Raw genomic sequence first — 23661 nt, forward strand, 5'->3', positions numbered from 1 at the left:
GCGTTACATTTTCATCAGGGGACATACCGGACTTGCACCGGTACGGAGGGGCGGCATCATGCCTTTGGACTGATAGGGGTGGGGTCCAACCCGCCGTGACGCATTGCTAACACGCCGAATCTTGCCGCCGGATTAAGGACGGCTTGAATTCCATAGCAATATCAGATGGTTAATATTACCCAATGCTAACCATAGCGCGGTACTTTTCGCTAACCATGACGGGGCGCCAGGCGATCGCTGCCGTTACGAGAATGAGCGCACCAGTCCGGAGGCGAGCAGATTCCAGCCGTCGATCAGCACGAAGAACAGCATCTTGAACGGCAGCGCCAGGATCGTCGGCGGCATCATCATCATGCCCATCGACATCGTCAGCGTCGCCACGATCATGTCGATCACCAGGAACGGCAGGATGATGAGAAATCCGATCTCGAACGACCGCCTCAGCTCGGAGATCATGAAAGCCGGGATGATGACGCGCAAATCGACGCGCTTGTCGTCAAACTTCTTGCGAAAGCTCTCCGCGGCGAGCGACTCGAAGGTCTGCAGATCCTTGTCGCGGACATGGGCCAGCATGAACTCGCGGAAAGGATCGGTGATCTTCAGATAAGCCTGCTCTTCCGAGATCTCGTTCTTCATCAGCGGCTGGACGCCGGTCTCCCAGGCGCGATCGAAGGTCGGCGCCATCACGTAGAAGGTCATGAACAGGGCGAGGCTGATCAGCACCAGATTGGCCGGCGTGGTCTGCAGGCCGAGACCGGCGCGCAGGAACGACAGCGCCACCGCAAATCGCGTGAAGCTCGTCACCATGATAAGCAGCCCCGGCGCCACCGACAGCACCGTGATCAGCGCCATCAGCTGGATGATCCGGCCGCTGGTCGAGCCGTTTCCGGGCGGCAGCAGCGAATTGAGGTCCGGAATCTGGGCGAGCGCCACTTCGGGCAGCACGACCAGAACCAACGCGAGCAGCAGGGTTTTCACTCTCACTGTATCACCAGGGTCTCAATGATCAATTCGCGCACCTTGCCCGACGAGCGGATGTTGGCGCGCTCGGTCAGGTCGTCGCGCAAATGCTGAAGCCCGCGCGATCCCTCGAATTGCGTCACCGTCGCCGACCGCAGATAGGTGACGATGTCCTCGCTGATGTGGGCGGCCAGGATGCCGGCGTCCTCGTCGCTCATGCTCTCGGTCACCATGGAGGCTTCGACCCGAGCCCAGTTGTTGGCCGGCGCGGCCAGATTGGTCACGATCGGAGACAGCTTCCTGAGCCGCGCGCTGCCGGCGTAGCTCGAGGCAAGCGGCGGCGGCGTGGCGGTTTTCTTCGCGTCGGCGACACGCTCGGCCGCCGCGAACAGATGCAGGCCCGCCAGCGCGCCCGCACCGATCGCGACAAGGGTCAGCACCATGATGGCTGCAATCAGGCGCATCACGTCCCCTGCTCTCGCGGCGCGGCCAGACCGGCGCGGACTTCAGAATGGTGCCACGGCGTCATAGATCCGATGTCCCCATCCAGGCTGTTGTACGTCGGACAGATTTCCGCGACCGCCATAGGACACCCGCGCCTCTGCGATCTTCTCGTAGGAGATCGTGTTGGTGCGCGAGATATCGCGCGGACGCACGATGCCGCCGACGTTGAGCACGCGCATCTCCGTGTTGACGCGAAACTCCTGCGAGCCGCTGATCATGATATTGCCGTTCGGCAACACGTCGGTGACGATGGCCGCGATCGACAGCTTGATATCCTCGGTGCGATCGATCTGGCCGTTGCCCTTGATCTGGGTGTTGGTGCTGAGGTTGGCGTTCGCCGATCCCTTGTCGTTCCACCCAGCGACGTCCATCAGCCAGTCGAGCCCGAACTTGATCTGCGAATCGCGCGAGCGGCCGGTCTTGTTGTCGAGCTTGGCCTTGTCCTGCATCGAGATGATCACCGTCACCACGTCGCCGGTGCGCCGGGCGCGGGGATCGCGATAGAGATCGGTGCCATCGTCCCAGGTCGAGCGATAGCTGACAGGCGTGCGCATGCGCGGCGTCACCGGGATCGGATCGGCCTGGGTCCTGAGGCCGCTGCCGACCGGCGACATTTGCGGGCCGGTCAGGACCTCGGACGGATCATGGAAGCATCCGGCCAGGAGCACGGATGCCAGCACGAGCGAGAGGATGGGGATCGGCTTCTTCATCTATTTGGTCTTTCCGTCATCGACACGACGCATTCCGCCAAGCAGATCGGCGAGGTGCGCCGCGCGTGCCGTATCCATCTCGTTGAAGATCGCGCTCGAGTTCCTCGGACTGAGCTTGGCGAGCACGGCGGCGGCGGTCTCGTCCGCCATGCCGGCAATCTGGGTCGCCGCAGCTTCGGGCTTCATGCGCGAATAGATCTCGACGACGCTGGCTTCGGCCTTCTTCAGGAAGTCGTCGCGCAGCGCCATCCACTGTTCGTATTCGGCGCGCTTGGCCTCGACCTCGGCGATCCGCTCGCGGAGCAGGCTCTCGGCCTTTTCCAGCTCCTTGAGCTGCCAGGCCAGCCTCGCATCGACGGCGGGGTCGGCGACGTTGCTGCAGAACAGGGCGACTTCGTTGTCCGCGGCGACCGCGGCCTGCGGCGGCGCAGGTTTCGGCGGCGCCGTGACGCTGCCGGGCTTGGCCGGACGCGCCGGAGCAGATGCAGGTGGTGGTGCAGGTGCAGCCGCTGGCGCCTCGGAAGCAGGCACCGTGCCGGTGGTCGCAGGTCCCTGGTCTTCGGCCGCCCATGCCGTCGCCCGGATCGACGCATTGTCGCTCGGCATCGCCGTGACCGGCTGCGGCTTCTGCGGACCGGAGGCGCGGGCGCGCGCGAAGGAGAGCAGGTTGAGCGGCTTCGACGGCTTGGCCTCGTCCAGGGCCAGCACGGGCGAGGCGCCCGCGAGCACGGAAGCCGCGACCAGCAGGAGGAGTTTGGCTTTGTGATCCAGCTTCAGCATCGGGCCGCGTGCGATTCTCGCTTCAGACCCGAGCATTGAGCGAGCATGCTTGCACGACGCTTGCGCATCATTGCACGATGACATCGGCCTGGAGCGCACCAGCCGTCTTGATTGCCTGCAGGATCGCGATGATGCCCGACGGCTTCAGGCCGATCTGGTTCAGCCCGCGCACCAGGCGCTGCAGATCGACCCCGCTGAGGATCGCCACCTGCGATCCCGCCTCGTTGGCCTCGACCACGGTCTGCGGGACCACCACGGTCTGCCCGCGCGAGAACGGCGCCGGCTGTGACACCACGGGCATCTCCGTGACACGGACCGACAGGTTGCCGTGTGTCACGGCAACCGTCGATATCCGCACGTCGCGCCCGATCACCACAGTGCCGGTGCGCTCGTTGATCACCACCCGCGCCGGCGTATCCGGCTCGACCGTCAGCTCGCCGATCTCGGCAAGGAAGCGGACCGGGCCGATGTGGCGCGGCTTCGACAGCACGATGGTGCGATAGTCGCGCTCGAAGGCGATCTGCGCGCGGTAACGTCCGCCGGCGAAGCGGTTGATGGCATCCAGAATGCGCGTCGCGGTGACGAAGTCGGGGTTCTTCAGCTGCAGCACCAGGAACTCCATCTCATGGAGATTTCCCTGCACCTCGCGCTCGACCAGCGCACCGTTCGGAATGCGCCCGGCCGTCGGCGTGCCCTGGCTGACGTTCTGCGCCTGGCCTCCGACGCTGTAACCGGCGACCGTGATCGCGCCCTGCGCCACCGCATAGACGGCGCCGTCGGCCGCGCGCAGCGATGTCATGACCAGCGTACCGCCGAGCAGCGATGTCGCATCGCCGAGCGACGACACGGTCACGTCCATGCGCTCGCCGGGCCCGATCGAGGGCGTCAGGTCCGCAGTCACCATCACGGCCGCGACGTTACGCGTGCGCAGCGTCGTCGGGCGCGGGGGATTGTTGGTGCTCGTGGTCTCGTTCCTGACGTTGATGCCCATGTTCTCAAGCATCGATTGCAGGGACTGCTCCGTGAACGGAGCGTTGCGCAGCGTGTCGCCGGTGCCGTTCAGGCCGATGACGAGGCCATAGCCGACGATCTGGTTTTCGCGCAGACCCTTGATGTCCGCGATGTCCTTGATGCGGACGGCGGCATGGGCACAGGCGGCCGAAAGCAGCAGGACGAGCGCAAGCAGGATTCTGGTCATGACCCGTCCATGACCTTCACGGTGCCATCGGGCTGGACCACGCCCCTGATGATCACCCCGGTATCCGTGTTGCGCACCGGGATCAGCGCGCCGGACGCGCCCGATTGCATCGCCGAGCCGTAAGTGACGATGGACAGGCCGCTGTCCTCCACCACGACCTTGACCATGGCGCCGCGGGCGACGGTCCAGGGGTCCTCCACCGCGTTGGTCGGGATGGGCTGGCCCGGCAGCAGCGCGCGCCGCGCCATGCGGCCGACCAGGACCTGCCGTCCTTCGATGAACATGGCGACGCCGAGTCCGTTCGGCGCGAAGGCGCGCTCCGTGATCATGTCGTCCCGGATCAGCTCGCCGGCGCGGATCGACACCGCCGGCACGGGAAGCCGCTTCTCCTCGGCCGTGGCGAGGCGCACCGAAGCCAGCACCAGCAGCACGGCGGCCAACCCGCGCACGATCAGACCCACCCTGTTCAACATCGCGACACCGGAACTAGCGCATGCCCTTCGATACGGTCTGGGCCATTTCGTCCGAGGCCTGGATGACCTTGGCATTCATTTCGTAGGCGCGCTGCGCCGAGATCAACTCGGTGATTTCCTTGACCGGGTCGACGTTCGAGGCTTCGAGCCATTTCTGGTTGATCTTGCCGTATCCGGAATCGCCCGGCAGGCCGACGACCGGCGTGCCCGACGCAATGGTCTCGCGATAGAGATTGCTGCCCAGCGGTTCGAGGCCCGCTTCGTTGGCGAAGTTGGCGAGGTTGAGCTGGCCGATCTGACGCGGGTTCACCTCGGTATCCAGCTTGGCGAACACCTGCCCGGTCTGGTTGACCGTGACCTCGACGGTTCCCTGCGGGATCGTGATGGCGGGATCCAGCAGATAGCCGTCCGTGGTGACGAGCTGGGCGTTGGCGTTGGGGGTGAACGAACCCGCGCGGGTGTATTGCACCTCGTTGTTCGGGCCGAGCACCTGAAACCAGCCCCGGCCGTTGATCGCCATATCGTAGGGATTGCCGGTCTGCGTCAGCGCGCCCTGGATGTGCAGCTTGCGGATCGCCGCCGACTTGACGCCGAGACCGAGATTGGCGCCTTCCGGGATCGGCGAGGAGCCGTTGACGTTGGCGACGCCCTGCATGCGGTCCATCTGATAGAACAGATCGGTGAACTCGGCGCGCGCACGCTTGTACGACGTCGAGTTGATGTTGGCGATGTTGTTCGCGATGACTTCGATGTTGGTCTGCTGGGCGTTCATGCCCGTGGCCGCAATGGCGAGCGATTTCACTTATCCCACTCCTTCAGATCAAATCGACATCCGGACGACTTCCTGGTAGGCCTGCACGACCTTGTCGCGCACCGCGACCGCCGTCTGCAGCGCCTGCTCGGCCGACATCAGCGCCTCCACGACTTTGCGGGTCGATTCCTTGCCCTGCATCGCCGAGATCGACGCCGCCTCGCCCGCCTTCAGCGTCCCGATCGCGTCGGTCGTCACCTGCTTCATCACCGATTCGAAGCCGACATCGTCGGTGGACTGAATGGCGGTCGGCGCCGTCGGCGCGATGGCCTGCGCCTCGGTCGCGCGGCTCGCCGCCTGTCCTGCGGAGACCGCCGTGGATGAAATCGCTTCAAGCATTGTCAGCTCCTCAAGAGATCGATGGTCATGCCGAGCATCGACCTCACCTGTTTCACGACCTGGAGATTGGCCTCGTAGGACCGGTTGACTTCCCGCATGTCGGCCATTTCGATCATCATGTTGACGTTCGGCATCTTGACGTAGCCGGCCTTGTCGGCGGCAGGATGCCCCGGATCGTATTCGACACGGTACGGCGTGGTGTCGACCCCGATCTCCTTGACCTTCGCCAGCTGCGAGCCAGAAGCACGGTCCATCGCGGCATCGAAGGTGATGGTCTTGCGCTGATAGGGATCGGCCCCGGCCGTGCGCCCGGTCGAAGTCGCGTTCGCGAGATTTTCCGAGACGATGCGCATACGCGTCGACTGCGCTTCGAGCCCCGAGCTCGCGACCGTCAATGACGCTTGCAATGAGTCCAGCATGTCAGTTCACCTCAGGCCTTTGCACTGGACAGGACCATGCGGTGGAACGACCGCACGATCGCCGAGTTCATCGAATAGTCGCGGCTGACGTCGCTGCCCTTGATCATTTCCTGCTCGAGGCTGACCGAGTTGCCGGAATGAACGACTTCCCAGCTGTCCTTCTTCGCGGTCGCCCGCGTGTCGGTCTCGGCCGCGGCCAGCTGCATGTGCGACGGCGACGTCGTGGCAAGCCTCACCGGCATGCCGTCGAGCACCTTGTTGAAGGGCTCGACGTCGCGCGCCTTGAAGCCTGGCGTGTTGGCGTTGGCGACGTTGGTGGCAATTGTCGACTGGCGGAGCTCGAGGTACCGCGCCTGCGACGATGCGAGTTCGAAGAGATAAAGCGGTCCCACGACAGCCCCGTTCTGGTCCATTCGGGAGAAGCCTAGGGCGTTAAGCTTTCGTCAAGCTGTTGGGCAGGACGTCGTCCTCGGAAATCTACTGGACCTTCTCGGTCCGCGGCGCCTGCTTCGACTGCAGGAAGTAAATGATCTCGGCCACGGGCCGGAAGAACTCCGCCGGAATCACCTGATCGACATGGACCGCCTCGTAGAGTGCCCGCGCCAGCGCCTTGTTCTCGATCACGGGAATCCGGTTCTGCTCGGCGACCTCGCGGATCTTCAGCGCGATCACGTCCATGCCCTTGGCCACGACGAGAGGCGCGGGATTTTCCTCGCGGTTGTAGCGCAGCGCGATCGCGAAATGCGTCGGGTTTGCGATCACCAGCGTCGCGCGCGATGCGGACGCGATCATCCGCTGCCGCGAGCGGTCGCGCGCCAGCGAGCGCAGGCGCGCCTTGATCAGCGGATCGCCTTCCGCCTGCTTGTGCTCGTCCTTGATCTCCTGCTTGGTCATGCGCAGCTCGCGCCGCCAGTGGAAGCGCGCCCAGGCGAGATCGATCGCCACCAGGACGATGGTCGCGATGCAGATCGCCGAGACGATCCGCATCGCGATGTTGAGAATCATCTCCGGCAGCGCAACCGGATCGGTGTACATCGCCTCGAACGCCTTCGCCTCGGACGAGCGCAGCACGAAGGCGACCACGGAAGTCACCGCGGCCAGCTTGAACAGCGACTTGGCGAACTCGACCAGTCCCTGCGTTCCGAACAGACGGCTCCAGCCGCTGATCGGAGAGATTCGCGACAGGTCGGGCTTGATGCGCTCCAGCACCAGGCGCGGGGCGTTCTGCAGCAACGAGGCGGCGAGCCCGAACGCGCCGAGGGTGACGACCAGCGGCACCAGGAAGCGCAGTGCCTCGAGGCTGACGACGGTGAGCAGGTTCTGTGCGTCGGCGCCGGTGGAGAGCGGGAAGCCGTCGGGATCGTCCAGCAGGTTCTTCAAGGCCGGCGTCAATTGCTGCACGCCCTGGCCGATCAGGAACGCCTGAATGACCAGCAGCGCGGCCATCGAGGCAAAAATAGAGGCCTCCCGAGAGACCGGGATCTTGCCCTGTTCGAGCGCGTCACGGACTTTCTTCTCGGTCGGCTCTTCTGTCTTGCTCTCCTGATCGGATGATTCTGCCATGCCCGTTCAGCGGTCAGCGGAAGACCAGCTCATCCTCCTGGTCGGGGTTGAGCTCGATTTCGCCCTTCTCCGCGAGGTCGAGCGCGAGGTCGGTGATCACGCGGCGCGCCTCCAGCACGTCGCGCTGGTTCGACGGCTCGCCGATGGCGAGTTCGTGCTCGACGACGCGGCGCACGCGCGAGGCGACCGCGGACAGGATCAGTTCGCGGAAATGCTTGTCGGTGCCCTTCAGCGCGACGACGATACGATCGGTCGGCACCTGGTCGAAGATCATGGTGCGCGCCTTCGGCGCCAGGTTGACGACGTCGTCGAAGGTGAACAGCAGCTCCTTCAGCACTTCGGCCGATTTCGGCCGCTTCTCCGACAGGCTCTTGAGCATGTCCTCGATATGTCCGCGCTCCATCTTGTTGATGATGTCGGCGACGCGGGCGTAAGTGTCGGCGCCGAGGTTGCGGGCGAAATTGAGCGTCAGATCCTCATGCAGCGTCTTCTCGAGAACCTTCATCGCATCGTCGACGATCGGCTTGAGGCTGAGCACGCGCCGCATCAATTCGTTGCGCAGGCTTGAGGGTAGCTGGCTCATGACCTTGGCGGCGCAAGCCGGCTTGACCTTGGACAGGATCAGCGCGGCGGTCTGCGGGTGCTCCTTGGACAGGTAAGTCGCCAGCGAATTCTCCGACACCGACGAGACGCGATCCCAGACCGACCGGCTCGAATTGCCGAGCAGGTCCGACATGATCGCCGTGACCTGATCGGCAGGAAGCACGTCGCCGAGCACGGCCTCCAAGCCGCCGAGGGTGCCGAGAATGTTGGCGCCCATCGAGAACTGCTGGGCGAACTCCTCGACGATGGATTCGAGTTCCTGCGCCGTGATCGGCCGCAGCTCGGCCGCGGCCTTGGTAACGATGCGAATGTCCTGCGGCTCGAATTGCGCGAGCACGCTCGCGGCCGCTTGCCGGCCCATGGCCAGCAGGAGCGCCGCGACCTTTTCCGTGCCGCCCAGCGTGGCAACGCCTCGCTGCTTGACGGGAGCGATGCCGACCTGTGCCGCCATGGTCAGCTGTCACCCTGCCCCAGCGGCCCGACGATCTCGGTCAGCGAGACACCGAAGCGGGAATTGTCCTCTTCGACGACGACCACCTCGCCGCGGGCGACGATGCGGCCGTTGACGACGACGTCGACGGGCTCGCCGACCCGGTGGTCGAGCGGAACTACGGCGCCGCGTCCGAGCTTCATCAGGTTCGCCACCGGAATGGTCGCCGATCCCAGCACCACCTGCATGGTGACAGGAATGCGCAGGATGGCATCGACATTGGCAAACTTGCCGGTCTCCTCCGCCGTGCGCGCGGCGATCTCCGCGAGCCGCTCCAGCGGGGTCGTGTCGGCATGCCCCTCGTCGGCGGCAGGTGCTCGCGTGGCAGAGTCATAGTCGAAGGATTGCGCCATCTGGTATCGCCTCTTGGTATTTCCACTCCCGGAGCGCCCTGGCGTTCCGCTCGTATGGGTTCTGCCGGCTCTCGCTTCAGTGCTTGTTCACCTCGGCGCCGCCTGCAGTCGCGGGCGCGAGCCCGCTCCTCGCATCGAGCGCCGCGATCGCCTCGTGGGCCTGATCGATCTTGGTGCTCAGCACGTTGGCGAGGCGCCCGAGATTGGCGGTGGAATCATGCGCCGCGGTGATGACCGTGTCGAAGGCACCCGCCGTCTCGTGGACGATGGTGGAGAATTCGCCCTGGTAGCTCCGCAGCCGCGCCAGCTCGCGGTGCATCCGGGTCACCCGCATGCTGGTGAAGGCGAGCGCGATCAACAGCACGGCATCAACGAGATAGGATATCATCGACGAACTCCCGTTTCTGATCGACAGGATCGGCTACCTGCATGGCGTAATAGCCATCGAGCTGACCGATCTGACACCAGAACAGCACCTGGTTGTTGCTTTCGAGACGGGCCAGCGTGCGCGGCGTGGCCTCCAGCTCGATCACCTGTCCGACCCTGAATTTCACGACGTCCTCGAGCGAAATCATCTTCTCGTCGAGCACCGCGCTCAGCGTCACTTCGGTTCGGTGGACCTCGCTCTCCATCTGCTCGCGCCAGCGCGGATCGGTCGCGCGTCCGTCGCTGACGACGACGTGAGCGAGCTTCTGCCTGAGCGGGTTGAGCGCGGAGTGCGGAATGATCAGGAACATCTGGCCGCCGCGGTAGAGCGCCTGCACCATCATGTTCGCGCAGATCGACATGTTGCTGGCGCGCCCGATCGCCAGCGAGGCCATCGCCGTCTCGACCCGCTCCACGCGGAAAGTGACGTTCGACGTGCCGGCGAAGGCGTTCTGCAGCGCCTTGGCGAACCGCTCGAACAGCGCCTGGACCAGGCGGATCTCGATGTTCGAGAAAGTGCGTTCGACATCGAGCGGCGGTTCTGCCCCGTCGGATCCGAACATCGCCTCGACCATCGTGAACACGAAGTCGCGGTCCAGCACGATGATCACGCGCGAGTCCCACTGCTCGGCATAGAGCACGGCCGCGACCGCGTTACCCTCGTAGTCCTTGATGATGTCGCCGAGCGGATCGTTGGTGATGCCGTTGACCGAGAAATAGCACGGCGTTCCCGCCATCGGCTGCAGGCTGTCGGTGCACGATGCCGCCATGCGATCGAAGATCACATTGAGCATCGGCATACGTTCGATCGATATGCCGGCGGCGTCCAGCAAATAGTTCGGCAGCTGCTTGCGCTGATCGACCTCGACGTCTTCCATCATGCGCGGGCAGCCTTGGGTTCGGGCTCGGTGATCACGGCCTTGGGACCCGCGATCGTCTCGTTCTCGACGACGTCGATCGACGGCCGCTCGGTGCTCGCGATCATCTTGCGGCCGTGCTCGACGGCGATCTGTGGCATGGCGCCGTTCATGAACGCCAGCAGCGTCTGCTTGACGATGATGTAGGGCCGGCACTTCTTCTCGCGCGTCATCTTGATCTTGATCGCGAAGGGCGAAAGGACGCCGTAGGAGAGGAAAATGCCGGCGAAGGTGCCGACCAGGGCCGCGCCGATGAAGCCGCCGAGCAGCTTCGGCGACTGGTCGAGCGCGCCCATCGCCTTGATGACGCCGAGCACCGCGGCGACGATGCCGAGCGCCGGCAGCGCTTCGGACACCGTCACCAGGGCATGATAGGGCGCCAGCTTGCTCTTCACGATGGTGTGGATCTCCTCGTCCATCAGCGCCTCGATCTCGTGCGTGCGTGCGTTGCCCATGATGATGAGGCGGACGTAGTCGCAGATGAACTGGAGCAGCGAGGGATCTCCGAGCACGCTCGGAAACGCCTTGAATATCTCGGAGGACGCGGGATCGTCGATATGCGCCTCGACCTCGTTGCGGCCCTTGCCCCTGAGCTCGCGCATCAGGGCGTGGAGCGCGCCGAGCAGATCAAGGTAGTAGCGCTGGCCGGGCACCGCGCCGGTGATGGCCTGCATGCAGGCGACCCCGGTATCCACCACCGTCTTCCACGGATTGGCCACGATGAAGGTGCCGACCGCGGTCCCCATGATGATCACGAACTCCCACGGCTGCATGAGCACGGCCAGATGCCCGCCCATCGCGGCAAATCCGCCGAGCAGCGCCGCTACCGTGATGAAAATCCCCACGAAACTGCCCAACGCGCCGCTCCATCGCCGATCCACCGGAAATAACTAGTCGGCGAGCCTTGCGCGAGGCTGGCTTCCCGCTTCGCCAGCCCCGCGCAAGCAATCGGCGGCAGCTTGGGGCGGCGTCGCAACAGCGGCCAGAGGGGCGCGTCATGCTATCCACCATCGCGGACTACACCAGGCTGACCAAGGACATGGGCAAGTCGCTGACGCAGGTCGCGACACAGCCGGATGTCAGCCGCGAGACCGACTATTTCCTGAGCCATATCGGCAACGTGAAGACGATCGACGACTTCCTGAAGGACTATCGACTCTATTCCTACGCCATGAAGGCCTTTGGCCTCAGCGACATGACCTATGCCAAGGCGTTCATGCGCAAGGTGCTGACCGAGGGTGTCGGGAACAAGAACACCTTCGCCAACAAGCTGACCGACACCCGCTACCGGGAATTCGCCACCGCCTTCAATTTCGCCGCCCTCGGCAGCAACGCGACGAAGACCGCCCAGGCCACGACCGGGACGGCGACTCATTACGTCACGCAGACGATGGAGCAGAAGGCCGGCGACCAGAACGAGGGTCTGCGGCTGGCGCTCTATTTCACCCGCAAGGCCTCCACGATCACGACCGCCTACCAGGTGCTCGCGGACAAGGCGCTGACGCAGGTGGTTCAGACCGCGCTCGGCCTGCCGGCAACGATCAGCTCGGCCGACATCGACGCCCAGGCCAAGATGATCACGAACAAGGTCAAGCTCACCGATTTCCAGGACCCCGCCAAGGTCACCAAATTCGTGCAGCGCTTCGCGGCGATGTGGGACGCGACCCAGGCCCAGAGCGACAGCTCGACCAATTCCGCGCTGATCCTGATCGGCGGCGCATCCTCGGCCAGCATGGATACGAACATGCTGGCTACTCTTCAGAACATCAGGTTCAACAGGTAAGTCATGCAATCGGCCCTCTATGTGGGATTGTCGGCCCAGGTCGCCCTCGAAAAGCGCCTCCAGACGATCGCCAACAACGTCGCCAACGTCAACACGGCGGCATTCCGCACCGACGTGGTGAAGTTCGAGACCGTGCTGTCCAAGGCCGGCGCGAACCCGGTCGCGTTCTCCTCGCCCGGCGACAACATCATCTCGCGCGAGCAAGGCAACATCACCGAGAGCGGCAATCCGCTCGACGTCGCCGTGGTCGGCCAGGGCTGGATCGCCTTCGCCGGTCCCAACGGCACGGTCTATACCCGCGACGGCCGGCTCCAGATCGGCGCCAACGGCGATCTTCAGACCGTGAGCGGCTTTCCCGTCGTCGATTCCGGCGGCGCGCAGATCACGCTGGACCCGAACGGCGGACCGATCTCCATCGCGCGCAGCGGCGCGATCACCCAGGACAACAACGAGATCGGCACGATCGGCCTGTTCAGCATCCCTGCTGACGCCAATCTCGAGCGCTACGGCAATTCCGGCGTGACGCCGGACCGGCCTGCGAGCGCCATCGCCGATTTCTCCCGCGACGGCTTCAAGCAAGGCTATGTCGAGGGCTCCGGCGCCAATCCGATGATGGAATTGACCAAGCTGATCGCGGCCTCGCGTGCCTTCGAGGGCACCAATTCGATGATCGAGGGCACCGAGAGCTCGCTGCAGAACGCCATCCGGACGCTGGGCGAACCCGGCAAATAGCCTGCGCCCCGCGCGCATTGAGATTGAGGTTGGACGGTTTCCTTGAACGCTCTTCGACAACTCGAGTGGGCGCTGCTGGAGCTTCAGCAGAGCACGCCCCTGGCAAGCGTCAGCGGCGCGATCTCCGAGATCGCGCCGACGCATTTCCGTGTCTCCGGCCTGTCGCGCTTCGTCAGGCTCGGCGAACTCATCGGCGTCAATTCGGGCGGCAAGCCTCAGATCGGCGAGGTGGTGCGAATCGACAGCGAGGGCATCATCGCCAAGCCGTTCGACCGCCAGTTCGCCGGCGGACTCGGCTCGGTCGCCTACCGGATGCCGCCCTTGTCCTTTGCGCCGGATCCGAGCTGGAAGGGTCGCGTCATCAACGCTCTCGGCGCGCCGCTGGATGGATTGGGGCCCCTCACGCCGGGCCCCCAGGCGGTCTCGGCGGAGGCTGAGGCGCCGTCGGCCATGAAGCGCGCACGCGTACACAAGCCGCTGCGCACCGGCGTACGCGTCATCGATTTGTTCGCGCCGATCTGCGCCGGCCAGCGCGTCGGCATCTTTGCCGGCTCCGGCGTCGGCAAATCGACACTGCTTGCGATGCTCGCCCGCAGCCAGGGTTTCGACACCGTGGTGCTTGCCCTGGTCGGCGAGCGCGGCCGCGAGGTGCGCGAGTTCATCGAGGACGTGCTGGGCAACGATCGCCAGCGCGCCGTCACCATCGTGTCGACCGGAGACGAAAGCCCGATGATGCGGCGGCTGGCGCCGAAGACGGCCATGGCGGTCGCGGAATATTTCCGCGGCCGGGGCGAATCGGTCCTGCTCATGGTCGATTCGATCACCCGCTTCGCCCATGCCGCCCGCGAGGTCGCGCTCGCCGCCGGCGAGCCTGCGGTCGCGCGCGGCTACGCGCCGACGGTCTTCACCGATCTGCCGCGCCTCCTGGAGCGCGCCGGGCCCGGCGAGGAAGGTGCCGGCACCATCACCGGGATCTTCTCCGTGCTGGTCGACGGCGACGACCACAACGAGCCGATCGCCGACACCATCCGCAGCACACTCGATGGGCACATCGTGCTCTCCAGGCACATCGCCGACCAGGCGCGCTATCCGGCCGTCGACGTTCTGGCCTCTGTCTCCCGCCTCGCGCATAACGTCTGGGATCCCGAAGAGCGCGAATTGGTCAGCAAGCTGCGCGCCTTGATCGCCAAGTACGAGGACACGCGCGACCTTCGCCTGATGGGCGGCTATCAGTCGGGACGTGATTCGGGCCTCGACCAGGCGGTCGACATGGTTCCGAGAATCTACGGCGCGATGCGGCAGGACGCTTCGGCGCCCCCGAGCGCCGATCCGTTCCGGGAGCTGCGCGACATGCTGAAGGGCGAATAGCAGCGCCGCCTCAAGCCACCGCACGGGCGATTTGGCGGGCACCACGCCAACAACCGGCACGTGCAATTCCTGCGAATTCCCCTGGCGCTTCCGCGGCTCCACGCACAAGTTGTGGATGACGCGCCGAACTGATCGGCGTCGTGCACAAGCTTCGATCAATCTGCGTCGATCATGGACAGCAGGATGCTGTGCAATCATGGCGTCGCAGAGTTGAGTGCATGTTGCTTGCCTGACAGCGTATTGCGTTCACCATCATGTGTCCCGAGCAGCGAGATTGTCTTGAACTTTACATTCGCCTGCAGCGACATCCGAGCTCCGCGTGCGTCTCTACTTGATTTTGTTGAGAAGCTCATTCATCGTTTCGGCGGAACATAAGAAACGTCTGCGTGTGACTTGAACTCAGGGGCTTCGGTTGAACTATTCCGATCCATCGTCCGTTGACGACGACAACTCGGGCTCCCGCGCGACGACGACGCTGTTGGCGTGTCAACGACGCGGTTTCTCACTCCGGAGCACGCGAGCCCCAGCGATCCAGGAGGGACGTGCTGCAATTCCTTCTTTCGAACCAGAGCTCGACACGATTCGCTCGCCCGACAGCAGCCGTTCGATGTCTTTCGATGGATTCGCAGGCCGGAGCGCAAAGCGGCTCCTGAGCGCCGCAAACGAAGTCTCGGGGGCGGAGTAGATTCATGCCATTGGCACGGGAAGCCGTCGAGCTGCTGGTCCAGGCGGCGAGGGCATGGTATTTCGAAGGCAATCAGCATGGATTGCGCGATCGGGAATGGATGGCGCTGCGCTTTCTCGGCCGCGCCAACCGATTTTCGCGCACGCCTTCCGCGCTCGCCGGCTTCATCGGCGCCACCAGAGCGACCGCATCGCAGATCGTGAAGACGCTGGAGGGCAAGTCCTTTCTGGTGCGCAAGCCGTCGCAAGAGGACAAGCGTTCCGTCGTCCTGCACATCACCGCCCAGGGCGAGAAATGCCTGAGCCAGCACGACCCTATCAATCACGTGGTCAATGCGGTCACCTCGCTCGGGAACGACGAATGCGTCAGGCTGCGCGATTCGCTCCGCGAGGTTCTCAACCACCTCGACGCAGCCCATCAGCGGCTCGACGCCAGCGTCTGCCGCGACTGCATGTTTCTCGCCGAACGCGGCCCGGCTACCTCGAAGGCACGCGCGAGTGCCGAATTCATGTGCCGGCTGTATCGCGCTCCGATCTCGCTCGAAGAGACCGAACTGCTGTGCACCAGCTTCGAACGCACCCGCGACCGCCCGAAGATCGAGGAGCATCTCGACCGCGCGCGGGTCGCAAGCCAGGGCTGAGAGAGCGCCGCGCCCGCAAGACGGTGCCAGGTTCGACGGCGCGACCGTTCAACTCGCAGACACTTCTTGCCGATCTCGCAGCTAATTTCGGTTAAGTGGAACTTCGGGCGGCTTTGACGGCCCCAAAGCGGGTCTCGTCGGTCGGGCAAGATCTGGCAGCCCCGATGCAGCCAACGGGTCGGCGATTCCGAGTGAGGGGTCCTGATGCCCCCACCCGGCGGCCGGGAACCCGGCACCGCCTTGTATGCATTATCCCAGTTGCCATCCCCGCGAACTTCGCCTTAGATGCCGACAAACTCGCCCGCTGATGACGGCCGGGCCCAAAAATCACAGACATTGTCAAAGGGACGGAATATGGCGCGCAACATATTGATTCTCGGGGCTTCTTACGGCTCGCTGCTGGGCACGAAGCTGCTGATGGCCGGGCACAATGTGACCCTGGTCTGCCGCGCCAAGACCGCTGAGCTGATCAACCGCGAAGGTACCGAGGTGCGCATCAAGCTGCGTGACGAGGCGGTGCACCGGGCGATCTTCTCGCGCGACCTGCCCGGCAAGCTCGACGCCGTGACCCCCGCCAATGTCGACCTCTCCCGCTACGATCTGGTCGGCCTTGCGATGCAGGAGCCGCAATATACCAACCACACGGTGCGCATGCTCATGGTGAAGATCGCCGCGGCGAAGCTGCCGTGCCTGTCGATCATGAACATGCCGCCACTGCCCTATCTGAAGCGCATCCCGGCGCTCGCCGGCATGGATCTGGAGGAGGCCTATACCAATGCGCAGGTGTGGGAGCGGTTCGAGCCGGGCCTCGTGACGCTCTGCTCGCCCGACCCGCAGGCCTTCCGTCCGCCGGAAGAAGCCACGAACGTGCTTCACGTCGGCCTGCCCACCAACTTCAAGGCGTCGGTGTTCGCCGACGAGAAGCACAACCAGCTGCTGCGCGAGCTGGAGGCCGACATCGACGCCGTGACGCTCGACGGCCACGACGTGCCGGTGAAGCTGAAAGTGTTCGATTCTCTGTTCGTGCCGCTGGCGAAATGGTCGATGCTGCTCACCGGCAACTACCGCTGCATCACGCCGCACGAGCCGCAGTCGATCCGCGACGCCGTGCACGGCGACCTGAAGCGCTCGCAGACGATCTACGACCATGTCGATGCCATCGCTCGCAAGCTCGGCGCCGATCCGCAGGACCAGGTGCCGTTCGCAAAATACGCCAAGGCCGCCGAAAGCCTGCTCAAGCCGTCATCGGCCGCGCGCGCGGTCGCGGGCGGCGCGCCCTTCATCGAGCGCGTCGACCTCTTGGTGAAGCTGATCTCGCATCAGCTCGGCGTGCCCAACCCCGAGATCGACCGCACCGTCGAGACCGTCGATCTCAAGCTGAACGAGAAGATCGTGCAGGGCGGATCCGGCGCGCAGTAGCGGCGCGCGTTCCTCCGCGACAGCGGACGTCGTGCATGCCACCCACGCCACGGCCGCCGTGACGATCTGAAGCGCAATCAGGGCGAGCCAACGGCAAACCGTTCGAACGGTATCGCGATCGCGCGGGTCACCTTGGCCCCACGAACGAGCACTGCCGGTTCCGAATGTCACGCGCGAGCAACTCGATGCAAGGTCTCGCTCGATCCACCCATGATCACGCGAACGTGTCGTTTCCGCGCGCGGGAATGCGTGCAGCGCGAACATCACGTGTGTGTGAAAAACGCCTGCCGCTCATCATATCTTGAGGGCGCATCACGTCGAACTGCGCTCGTTTCGCCGCGATCTGAGCCAAAACCGTCGCGGCCGCTGCGCGCAATCGGCTTGAACACGATCGCAAAGCGCCGTGCATGATCCTTCATTTGCGCAAACGTTGCATGCGCGCGTGAAGGGCGCGGCTTCTTGCCTGGCAAGCAGATAGATGAGCAACATAGTTTTTTCTATCAGATGTCTGAGACCTGTTTTCAGCTCCTGTTTCGCCCCGGGTCGCAATGTTGGTTGATGGAACCGGACCAGAAGACCAAGAACAATAAAAATGGACCAGATGATGCTGAGCGTCGTCCGCGCCATCGAGGCAGGCGCGACGACCACGAAGGGCGTGATCGACGCCACCGGACTGTCCCGTCTCAAGATCGAACGTGCGCTGAACGCGCTGGAGAAGCAGAAGCTGCTGGTGCGCGACGGCCGGGGCCTGCGTGCGACCGGCCTGCCGAAGACGGCACCGCTGCCCCGGCAATGCGGATCGTGCAACGCCTGCTGCGATATTTTGGAAGTCGCGGCCATCGACAAGCCGGTGAACCAGCTCTGCAAGCATTGGCAGACGGGCACCGGCTGCACCATCTACGACCGCCGCCCCCAGATGTGCCGCTCCTTCGTCTGCGCCTGGCTGCAGGGGCATCTCGACGACGACTGGTTCCCGGCGAAGTCGGGGATCATCGTCCATTTCAGCCAAGATGCCGTGAACGTCACGGTGGACGACCGTTGCCCCGATCGCTGGCGTGAGGAGCCGTATTTCAGCAAGCTCGCCGAATGGTCGCTGAATGGCATCAGGCGGATCGGAAACCGGGGCTATGCGACCCTGATCGTCTCCGGCACCGACCGCTTCCTGCTGCTCGGGCGCACCCTCGTTCCCGAACCGACGCTATCAGGCACGGCCTTCGTGCCGATGACGGCCGACACGTTCCGGTTCTGGCGGGCGACGTCGCCGGAACATTTGCAGCGATTGCATGAGCGCATCGCCGAGATCGAGCGGATCAGGCAGGAATTCGGCTCCTGCGTCATCCCGGAGAACGAGGACGACGATCCGCAAGCCCCCTATCGGCCCGCACTTTTACGGCTATCGAATCACGCCTGAACGCCGCCGTGGGCAACGCGGCCCCACCAACGCCGTGCCGCTCGACGCGCCGCGACGGGGTTGATAAGCCCCTGTTCGCGAATGACGGGGACTTGAGTCGGGCATGACGGTTGCGATCGAGATGGGGCAGACCACGGCGGGCGCCCCGGCCGCCATGGACCTCGAGGAACTCCTGGCGACCCGCCTCCTCGTGCAGGGCAATTCGGGCTCCGGCAAGTCGCATCTGCTGCGGCGGCTCCTGGAGCAGAGCGCACCCTGGGTGCAGCAGGCGATCATCGACCCCGAAGGCGATTTCGTCACGCTGGCCGAGCGTTTCGGCCATCTGGTGATCGAGGCCGAGGATCACACCGAGCGCGGCCTTCAGGTCGCCGGCGAGCGCGCGCGGCTGCATCGCGTCTCCACCGTGCTCAATCTCGAAGGGCTCGACGCCGAAAACCAGATGCGTCGCGCCGCCGCGTTTCTCGGCGGGATGTTCGAGGTCGACCGCGACCATTGGTATCCGATGCTCGTGGTCGTCGACGAGGCGCAGCTGTTCGCACCGGCGGTCGCCGGCGAAGTCTCGGACGAAGCCCGAAAATTATCGCTCAGTGCCATGACCAATCTGATGTGCCGCGGCCGCAAGCGCGGGCTCGCCGGCATCATCGCCACTCAGCGGCTGGCGAAGCTCGCCAAGAACGTCGCGGCGGAAGCCTCCAACTTCCTGATGGGCCGCACCTTCCTCGACATCGACATGGCGCGCGCCGCCGATCTGCTCGGCATGGAGCGGCGGCAGGCCGAATCCTTCCGCGATCTCGAGCGCGGCCAGTTCATGGCGCTGGGACCTGCGCTGTCGCGCCGCCCGCTGCGTTTGCACATCGGCCCGACCGATACTTCCCCACGCAACTCCACGCCGCGGCTGATGCCGCTGCCTGAAGCGGCCACGGAAGATATGCGCGCCATGATTCTGGCCGCGCCGCCGCCCGATGCCAGCCGGCCGCAACGACGGCCGGCGCCGGATCTGCTCGAGCAGCTCCGCGCCGCGAAGGCCGCCGCGCCGGTGATCCAGCCGGAAGTCGACGAGGTGCCGGTTAGCGCCGAGGAGCTCGCCGAGCGGCGCGAACGCGTCGATCGCACCCTTCGTGCTGTGCTCGCCGCACCCGACGCCGGCTTTCGCGCCGTCGGCGTGCTCTATCAGGAGTTCGTGGTCCGCTGCCGCATCGAGGGACTGGGCTCGGCCGTCCCTGACCTCACCGAATTCCGCCGCATGCTGACGCGCGCACGCGCGGGGCTCGGCGCCGAACATGCCGAAGACGACGCCTGGCAGGACGTGTCGCTGCGCGCATCCATTTTGCCAGACGACATGCAGGGCGTGTTCATGATGATCGCGCGCGCGGCCAAGGAAGGCTGGCCCTGCCCCGGCGATGCCGCGATCGCGCGCGCCTACGGCTCGCATTCGCTGCGCCGCGCGCAGCGGCTGCTCGGCTACATGGAGGAGCAGGGCCTGATCGTGGTCCAACTCGACGGCGGCGGACGCCGGATCGTGACGCTGGTCGAGCTGGCCTGGGCCACCGCGCCCGGCGATCCCAATGGCGATGATCTGCCGGCGGAGCCGGTCGCGAGCACGGCCTCGGCTTGAACGTTACGCGGCCTCGGCGCCGCCGAGATACGCGTCGCGGATTCGAGGATCATCCTTCAACGTGCGTGCCGAGCCTGACAGCACGATCTTGCCGGTCTGCAGCACATAGGCTTCATGCGCGATCTCCAGCGCGAGGCTGGCGTTCTGCTCGACCATGAACACGGAGACGCCCTCCTGGTTGATGGTGCGGATCAGCTCGAGCACGCGGTCGACATAGAGCGGCGACAGGCCCATGGTCGGCTCGTCCATCACGATCATCCTGGGACGGCTCATCAGCGCCCGCGCCATCGCGACCATCTGCTGCTCGCCGCCCGACAACGAGCCCGCGCGCTGCGACAGCCGCTGGCCAAGCTTCGGGAACAGCGTCAGCATCCTGTCGAGATCCTGCATGATCGCCTCGCGGTCGTTGCGCACGAAGGCGCCCATCAGGATGTTCTCGCGCACACTCATGTCCGCGAACAGCCGCCGCGCCTCCGGCACGGAGGCGATGCCGCGGCGGACGATCTGCGGCGTGGTCAATCCGATGAGCGAGGCGCCGTCGAACGTGACATCGCCCGATCGCGGTTTCACCAGACCCAGAATGATCTTCATCGTCGTCGACTTGCCGCTGGCATTGCCGCCGAGCAGGCAGACGATGTGACCGCGCGCGACCGTGATCGACAGGTCGAAATGCACCTGGGCCTGGCCGTAGAAGGTGTTGACCTCCGACAGCGCCAGCAGCGGTTCTGGTGTGCTCGCCGTCATGCCGCGCTCTCCTGCTCCGACGCCCCTGACAGCCCATGGCCGAGATAGGCCTCGATCACCTTGGGATCGCCTCGCACCGCTTCGCCCGGCCCTTCCGCGATCTTCTTGCCTTCGTCCATGACGATGACGCGATCGGACAGGCGCATCACCATCTCCAGCTTGTGCTCGATCAGGAGGATCGTGAGGCCTTCCGCCTTCAATTCGGCAACGAGGCCCTGCATCTCCGTCGTCTCCGTCGGGTTCATGCCGGCGGTCGGCTCGTCCAGCAGCAGCAGGCGCGGCTTCAACGCCAGTGCGCGCGCGATCTCGACGCGGCGACGGTTGGCGTAGGACAGGCTGTAGGCCGGCTGGTCGATCCGCGGCAGCAGCCGTTCGCCGAAGCGGGCGAGGATGACCTTCACCTCCTCGCGCAGCCGCTCCTCCTCGGCCTTGACACTAGCGGGACGCAGCAGCGCCAATCCCAGTTCAAGCAGCGGGCCGATCACCGGCACCGCCGGCTTCACTGCGCGCAGCCGCGTATGCGCGCCGATGAGGACGTTGTCCATGACGCTGAGATTGCCGAAGACGCGCCCGAGCTGGAACGTGCGCGCGATGCCTCCGGCCGCGAGCCGTTCCGGCGACAGACCCGTGATGTCCTGGCCTTCGAAGCGAACCTCGCCAGCGTCGGGCCGGTCCAGCCCGGTGACGAGATTGAACAGCGTCGTCTTGCCGGCGCCATTGGGGCCGATGATGCTGACGAGCTCGCCCTTGGCGAGATCGAGGTCGATCGCGTCGACCGCGGTGAGGCCGCCGAAGCGCCGCGTCAGCCCGCGCAGGGACAGCATGGAATTGAGCTGCGCCATCACATGGTCCCCAACAGGCCCTGCGGTCTGAACCGCACCAGCAGCAGGAGCACGATGCCGTAGATCAGGATGCGGTACTCCGCCGCGATCCGGAACACTTCGGGCAGGCCGACCAGCGCCACCGCGCCCAACATCGCGCCGACGACATTGCCGAGCCCGCCGAGGATGACGACGGTCAGCGCCAGGATCGATTGCTGCGTGTTGAAGGTCTCGTGGTTGATGTAGGAATAGAGATGCGCGGCGATGCCGCCGCTGACGCCGGCGGCAAACCCGCCGAAGATGAACGCCAGCGATTTGTAGCGGTTCAGGCTGAGACCATAGGCACGCGCGGCGATGTCGTCGTCGCGAATGGCGCGGAAGCTGCGGCCGAGATGCGAGGTCAGCAGCCGCCCCTGCAGCAGCGCCAGCACGACCATCACCGTGAAGCTGAACCAATAGATCGAGGTCGGGCTGATCAGATCGTAGCCGAACAGCGACAGCGGCGGGATGCCGGAAATGCCGATCGGGCCGCGCGTGACGCTCTCCCAGTTCAGGATCACCAGCGACACGATCTCGCCGATGGCAAGCGTCGCGATCGACACGTAATGCCCGCGGAGCCGGAACGACGGCGAGATCAGCAACGTGCCGAGCGCAGCACTCATCAGGCCGCCGCCGATGATGGCGAGGCCGACCGGCACGTTGAGAGTCAACGATAGCAGCGCGGAGGTGTAGGCGCCGATGGCGAGCAGTGCGGCGTGACCGAGCGAGACCTGGCCGATCGTGCCCGCCACCAGCGTCAGGCTGAGCGCGAGCATGCCGAGCAGCCAGGCATTGATCAGGGTCTGCAGTACGTAGAACGACACCGGGAATAGCGGCAGGATCGCAAAGATAGCGGCCGCAGCCAGCAGCATCCAGCGGGGAATGCGGACCGGACGGCTCGGCGCGATGAAGGTGCCGGTGAGTGGCTCCGGCGGCGCCTGCCGCGCGCTCGCGAACAGGCCGTTCGGTCGCAGCACGAGCACGACGACGAGCAGCAGGAAGGCGAACAGATTGCGATAGCTGGTGCCGAATACGGCGACGCCGTAGCTCTCCACCAATCCCAGCAGCAGACTGCCGATCACGGCACCCGGCACGTTGCCGGCACCGCCGACCACTTCCGCAACGACGCCCTTGAGCGTCGCCTGCAGGCTCATCGCGGTGTCGATCTGGTTGTAGTACATGCCGACCAGCAAGCCGGAGACGCCGCCGAGCGCGGCGGCGATGCCGAACACGGCCTGATTGACGCGATTGACGTCGACGCCCATCTGCATCGCGGCGTCGCGGTCCTGCGCGGTGGCGCGCACCGCCCAGCCGAGCTTGGAGTAGCGCAGGAACACGAACAGCAGAATCGCGCTGGTGAGACCGACGCCAGCTATGAGCAGGTCAAGAGGCCCGATGGTGCCGCCGCCGACCTGGAAGCGGACATCCGGCAACTGGCTCGGCAGCGCGCGCGGATTGGGCGAGAAGGTCAGCATCACCAGCTGATCGAGTACGAAGCTGATGCCAATCGTGGCGAGCAGCGGCGCGATGCGGACCGAGTTCTGCAGCGGACGCAGGCCGAACCGCTCGATGATCAGCCCGACGATGGCGGCCGCCACCGCCACCACGATGATGGTGAGCGGCAGTGGCGTATGCAGCTGCACCACCGCGACCCAGCCGATATAGGCGCCGACCAGATAGATCGACCCCTGCGCGAAGTTGATCAGCCGGCTGACGCCGAAGATCAGCGCGAGCCCGACTGCAACGAGGGCGTAGACATTGCCGACGATCAGGCCGTTGATCGTGTAATCGAGCCAGGAAGACACGCAGCGTTCCTACTGAAGGGAGAACGGGCCGGGGCGAAATGCACCGGCCTCAG

General features: G+C 65.1%; 26 protein-coding genes. 7 read left to right on the forward strand and 19 right to left on the reverse strand.

Annotated features, from left to right (window positions below; all coding sequences use genetic code 11):
• Positions 1–243: 243 nt before the first annotated feature.
• The 16 genes from fliP to motA form a co-directional block, all read right to left on the reverse strand.
• Positions 244–984, reverse strand: coding sequence for a flagellar type III secretion system pore protein FliP (fliP, locus tag IVB24_RS33670; RefSeq protein WP_094977124.1), 741 nt, complete (start codon positions 982–984; stop codon positions 244–246).
• The gene (locus IVB24_RS33675) at positions 981–1424 is read right to left on the reverse strand and encodes a flagellar basal body-associated FliL family protein (RefSeq protein ID WP_162308723.1); all 444 of its coding nucleotides are present in this window, start codon (positions 1422–1424) and stop codon (positions 981–983) included. Before IVB24_RS33675 ends, fliP begins: the two co-directional genes overlap by 4 nt.
• A 42-nt stretch (positions 1425–1466) precedes the next feature.
• A complete protein-coding gene (gene flgH / locus IVB24_RS33680) occupies positions 1467–2174 on the reverse strand; it encodes a flagellar basal body L-ring protein FlgH (RefSeq protein ID WP_247770711.1) in 708 nt (235 codons plus the stop codon).
• Positions 2175–2954: a MotE family protein gene (locus IVB24_RS33685; RefSeq protein ID WP_247770713.1), complete on the reverse strand. Its 780-nt coding sequence runs from the start codon at positions 2952–2954 to the stop codon at positions 2175–2177.
• Between the two features lie 67 nt (positions 2955–3021).
• Positions 3022–4152, reverse strand: a complete 1131-nt coding sequence (flgI, locus tag IVB24_RS33690; RefSeq protein WP_247770715.1) for a flagellar basal body P-ring protein FlgI — start codon at positions 4150–4152, stop codon at positions 3022–3024.
• Positions 4149–4625 (reverse strand): flagellar basal body P-ring formation chaperone FlgA, encoded by a 477-nt coding sequence (gene flgA, locus IVB24_RS33695; RefSeq protein ID WP_247770722.1) that lies wholly within the window; start codon positions 4623–4625, stop codon positions 4149–4151. The genes flgI and flgA overlap by 4 nt, the downstream gene beginning before the upstream one ends.
• Before the next feature lie 13 nt (positions 4626–4638).
• Complete coding sequence (gene flgG, locus IVB24_RS33700) at positions 4639–5427, reverse strand: flagellar basal-body rod protein FlgG (RefSeq protein WP_094977118.1); 789 nt, start codon at positions 5425–5427, stop codon at positions 4639–4641.
• 18 nt (positions 5428–5445) lie between these two features.
• The gene (locus IVB24_RS33705) at positions 5446–5775 is read right to left on the reverse strand and encodes a flagellar hook-basal body complex protein FliE (protein ID WP_094977117.1); all 330 of its coding nucleotides are present in this window, start codon (positions 5773–5775) and stop codon (positions 5446–5448) included.
• Between the two features lie 2 nt (positions 5776–5777).
• Positions 5778–6194 (reverse strand): flagellar basal body rod protein FlgC, encoded by a 417-nt coding sequence (gene flgC / locus IVB24_RS33710; protein ID WP_094977116.1) that lies wholly within the window; start codon positions 6192–6194, stop codon positions 5778–5780.
• Positions 6195–6205: 11 nt separating this feature from the next.
• Entirely contained in the window at positions 6206–6607 is a 402-nt protein-coding gene (gene flgB, locus IVB24_RS33715; RefSeq protein WP_106948452.1) for a flagellar basal body rod protein FlgB, read from the reverse strand.
• Positions 6608–6671: 64 nt separating this feature from the next.
• Positions 6672–7757 carry a flagellar biosynthesis protein FlhB gene (gene flhB, locus IVB24_RS33720; protein WP_247770734.1) on the reverse strand — a complete coding sequence of 362 codons (1086 nt, stop codon included), beginning with the start codon at positions 7755–7757 and terminating at the stop codon, positions 6672–6674.
• Positions 7758–7770: 13 nt separating this feature from the next.
• The gene (locus IVB24_RS33725) at positions 7771–8811 is read right to left on the reverse strand and encodes a flagellar motor switch protein FliG (protein ID WP_247770741.1); all 1041 of its coding nucleotides are present in this window, start codon (positions 8809–8811) and stop codon (positions 7771–7773) included.
• A 2-nt stretch (positions 8812–8813) separates the two neighbouring features.
• Positions 8814–9203 carry a flagellar motor switch protein FliN gene (fliN, locus tag IVB24_RS33730; RefSeq protein ID WP_094977112.1) on the reverse strand — a complete coding sequence of 130 codons (390 nt, stop codon included), beginning with the start codon at positions 9201–9203 and terminating at the stop codon, positions 8814–8816.
• A 76-nt stretch (positions 9204–9279) separates the two neighbouring features.
• A complete protein-coding gene (locus IVB24_RS33735) occupies positions 9280–9591 on the reverse strand; it encodes a hypothetical protein (RefSeq protein WP_094977111.1) in 312 nt (103 codons plus the stop codon).
• Positions 9572–10510, reverse strand: coding sequence for a FliM/FliN family flagellar motor switch protein (locus IVB24_RS33740; RefSeq protein WP_140481046.1), 939 nt, complete (start codon positions 10508–10510; stop codon positions 9572–9574). Before IVB24_RS33740 ends, IVB24_RS33735 begins: the two co-directional genes overlap by 20 nt.
• A complete protein-coding gene (gene motA / locus IVB24_RS33745) occupies positions 10507–11403 on the reverse strand; it encodes a flagellar motor stator protein MotA (protein ID WP_247770744.1) in 897 nt (298 codons plus the stop codon). The genes IVB24_RS33740 and motA overlap by 4 nt, the downstream gene beginning before the upstream one ends.
• A 140-nt stretch (positions 11404–11543) precedes the next feature.
• Here motA and IVB24_RS33750 point away from each other — a divergent pair, with 140 nt between their 5' ends.
• The 7 genes from IVB24_RS33750 to IVB24_RS33780 all read left to right on the forward strand — a co-directional run bounded on the left by IVB24_RS33750 (position 11544) and on the right by IVB24_RS33780 (position 20199).
• Positions 11544–12329: a DUF1217 domain-containing protein gene (locus IVB24_RS33750; protein ID WP_094977109.1), complete on the forward strand. Its 786-nt coding sequence runs from the start codon at positions 11544–11546 to the stop codon at positions 12327–12329.
• A gap of 3 nt (positions 12330–12332) precedes the next feature.
• Positions 12333–13061: a flagellar basal-body rod protein FlgF gene (gene flgF / locus IVB24_RS33755; RefSeq protein ID WP_094977108.1), complete on the forward strand. Its 729-nt coding sequence runs from the start codon at positions 12333–12335 to the stop codon at positions 13059–13061.
• 42 nt (positions 13062–13103) lie between these two features.
• Entirely contained in the window at positions 13104–14429 is a 1326-nt protein-coding gene (fliI, locus tag IVB24_RS33760; RefSeq protein WP_247770745.1) for a flagellar protein export ATPase FliI, read from the forward strand.
• Positions 14430–15118: 689 nt separating this feature from the next.
• On the forward strand, positions 15119–15754 hold the full coding sequence (locus IVB24_RS33765; protein ID WP_094977106.1) for a MarR family transcriptional regulator: 636 nt from the start codon (positions 15119–15121) through the stop codon (positions 15752–15754).
• Positions 15755–16108: 354 nt separating this feature from the next.
• A complete protein-coding gene (locus tag IVB24_RS33770; protein ID WP_247770746.1) occupies positions 16109–17173 on the forward strand; it encodes a 2-dehydropantoate 2-reductase N-terminal domain-containing protein in 1065 nt (354 codons plus the stop codon).
• A gap of 592 nt (positions 17174–17765) precedes the next feature.
• Positions 17766–18584 (forward strand): YkgJ family cysteine cluster protein, encoded by an 819-nt coding sequence (locus tag IVB24_RS33775; RefSeq protein WP_247770747.1) that lies wholly within the window; start codon positions 17766–17768, stop codon positions 18582–18584.
• A gap of 103 nt (positions 18585–18687) precedes the next feature.
• Positions 18688–20199, forward strand: a complete 1512-nt coding sequence (locus IVB24_RS33780) for an ATP-binding protein (RefSeq protein WP_094977103.1) — start codon at positions 18688–18690, stop codon at positions 20197–20199.
• 3 nt (positions 20200–20202) lie between these two features.
• On the opposite strand, the gene IVB24_RS33785 is transcribed toward IVB24_RS33780, so the two are convergent.
• From IVB24_RS33785 to IVB24_RS33795, 3 genes are read right to left on the reverse strand one after another with little or no spacing between them, the layout of a single operon-like run.
• A complete protein-coding gene (locus IVB24_RS33785) occupies positions 20203–20943 on the reverse strand; it encodes an ABC transporter ATP-binding protein (RefSeq protein WP_094977102.1) in 741 nt (246 codons plus the stop codon).
• Positions 20940–21785: an ABC transporter ATP-binding protein gene (locus tag IVB24_RS33790; RefSeq protein ID WP_162308725.1), complete on the reverse strand. Its 846-nt coding sequence runs from the start codon at positions 21783–21785 to the stop codon at positions 20940–20942. The genes IVB24_RS33785 and IVB24_RS33790 overlap by 4 nt, the downstream gene beginning before the upstream one ends.
• Positions 21785–23608: an ABC transporter permease gene (locus IVB24_RS33795; protein WP_247770748.1), complete on the reverse strand. Its 1824-nt coding sequence runs from the start codon at positions 23606–23608 to the stop codon at positions 21785–21787. The genes IVB24_RS33790 and IVB24_RS33795 overlap by 1 nt, the downstream gene beginning before the upstream one ends.
• Positions 23609–23661: the final 53 nt, after the last annotated feature.

The organism is Bradyrhizobium sp. 192 (genome assembly GCF_023100965.1).
Taxonomy (GTDB): Bacteria; Pseudomonadota; Alphaproteobacteria; order Rhizobiales; family Xanthobacteraceae; genus Bradyrhizobium; species Bradyrhizobium symbiodeficiens.

Excerpts from the sequence above, each read along its gene's own strand:
- IVB24_RS33780 (WP_094977103.1), top strand. The coding sequence starts at position 18,688 with ATGACGGTTGCGATCGAGATGGGGCAGACCACGGCGGGCGCCCCGGCC.
- IVB24_RS33685 (WP_247770713.1), bottom strand. The coding sequence starts at position 2,954 with ATGCTGAAGCTGGATCACAAAGCCAAACTCCTCCTGCTGGTCGCGGCT.
- flgA (WP_247770722.1), bottom strand. The coding sequence starts at position 4,625 with ATGTTGAACAGGGTGGGTCTGATCGTGCGCGGGTTGGCCGCCGTGCTG.
- flgI (WP_247770715.1), bottom strand. The coding sequence starts at position 4,152 with ATGACCAGAATCCTGCTTGCGCTCGTCCTGCTGCTTTCGGCCGCCTGT.
- IVB24_RS33740 (WP_140481046.1), bottom strand. The coding sequence starts at position 10,510 with ATGATGGAAGACGTCGAGGTCGATCAGCGCAAGCAGCTGCCGAACTAT.
- flgB (WP_106948452.1), bottom strand. The coding sequence starts at position 6,607 with ATGGACCAGAACGGGGCTGTCGTGGGACCGCTTTATCTCTTCGAACTC.
- IVB24_RS33725 (WP_247770741.1), bottom strand. The coding sequence starts at position 8,811 with ATGGCGGCACAGGTCGGCATCGCTCCCGTCAAGCAGCGAGGCGTTGCC.
- IVB24_RS33785 (WP_094977102.1), bottom strand. The coding sequence starts at position 20,943 with ATGACGGCGAGCACACCAGAACCGCTGCTGGCGCTGTCGGAGGTCAAC.
- IVB24_RS33775 (WP_247770747.1), top strand. The coding sequence starts at position 17,766 with ATGGACCAGATGATGCTGAGCGTCGTCCGCGCCATCGAGGCAGGCGCG.
- flgH (WP_247770711.1), bottom strand. The coding sequence starts at position 2,174 with ATGAAGAAGCCGATCCCCATCCTCTCGCTCGTGCTGGCATCCGTGCTC.
- IVB24_RS33750 (WP_094977109.1), top strand. The coding sequence starts at position 11,544 with ATGCTATCCACCATCGCGGACTACACCAGGCTGACCAAGGACATGGGC.
- IVB24_RS33790 (WP_162308725.1), bottom strand. The coding sequence starts at position 21,785 with ATGGCGCAGCTCAATTCCATGCTGTCCCTGCGCGGGCTGACGCGGCGC.
- IVB24_RS33675 (WP_162308723.1), bottom strand. The coding sequence starts at position 1,424 with ATGCGCCTGATTGCAGCCATCATGGTGCTGACCCTTGTCGCGATCGGT.
- IVB24_RS33765 (WP_094977106.1), top strand. The coding sequence starts at position 15,119 with ATGCCATTGGCACGGGAAGCCGTCGAGCTGCTGGTCCAGGCGGCGAGG.
- flhB (WP_247770734.1), bottom strand. The coding sequence starts at position 7,757 with ATGGCAGAATCATCCGATCAGGAGAGCAAGACAGAAGAGCCGACCGAG.
- flgF (WP_094977108.1), top strand. The coding sequence starts at position 12,333 with ATGCAATCGGCCCTCTATGTGGGATTGTCGGCCCAGGTCGCCCTCGAA.
- IVB24_RS33735 (WP_094977111.1), bottom strand. The coding sequence starts at position 9,591 with ATGATATCCTATCTCGTTGATGCCGTGCTGTTGATCGCGCTCGCCTTC.
- IVB24_RS33705 (WP_094977117.1), bottom strand. The coding sequence starts at position 5,775 with ATGCTTGAAGCGATTTCATCCACGGCGGTCTCCGCAGGACAGGCGGCG.
- fliN (WP_094977112.1), bottom strand. The coding sequence starts at position 9,203 with ATGGCGCAATCCTTCGACTATGACTCTGCCACGCGAGCACCTGCCGCC.
- flgC (WP_094977116.1), bottom strand. The coding sequence starts at position 6,194 with ATGCTGGACTCATTGCAAGCGTCATTGACGGTCGCGAGCTCGGGGCTC.
- IVB24_RS33770 (WP_247770746.1), top strand. The coding sequence starts at position 16,109 with ATGGCGCGCAACATATTGATTCTCGGGGCTTCTTACGGCTCGCTGCTG.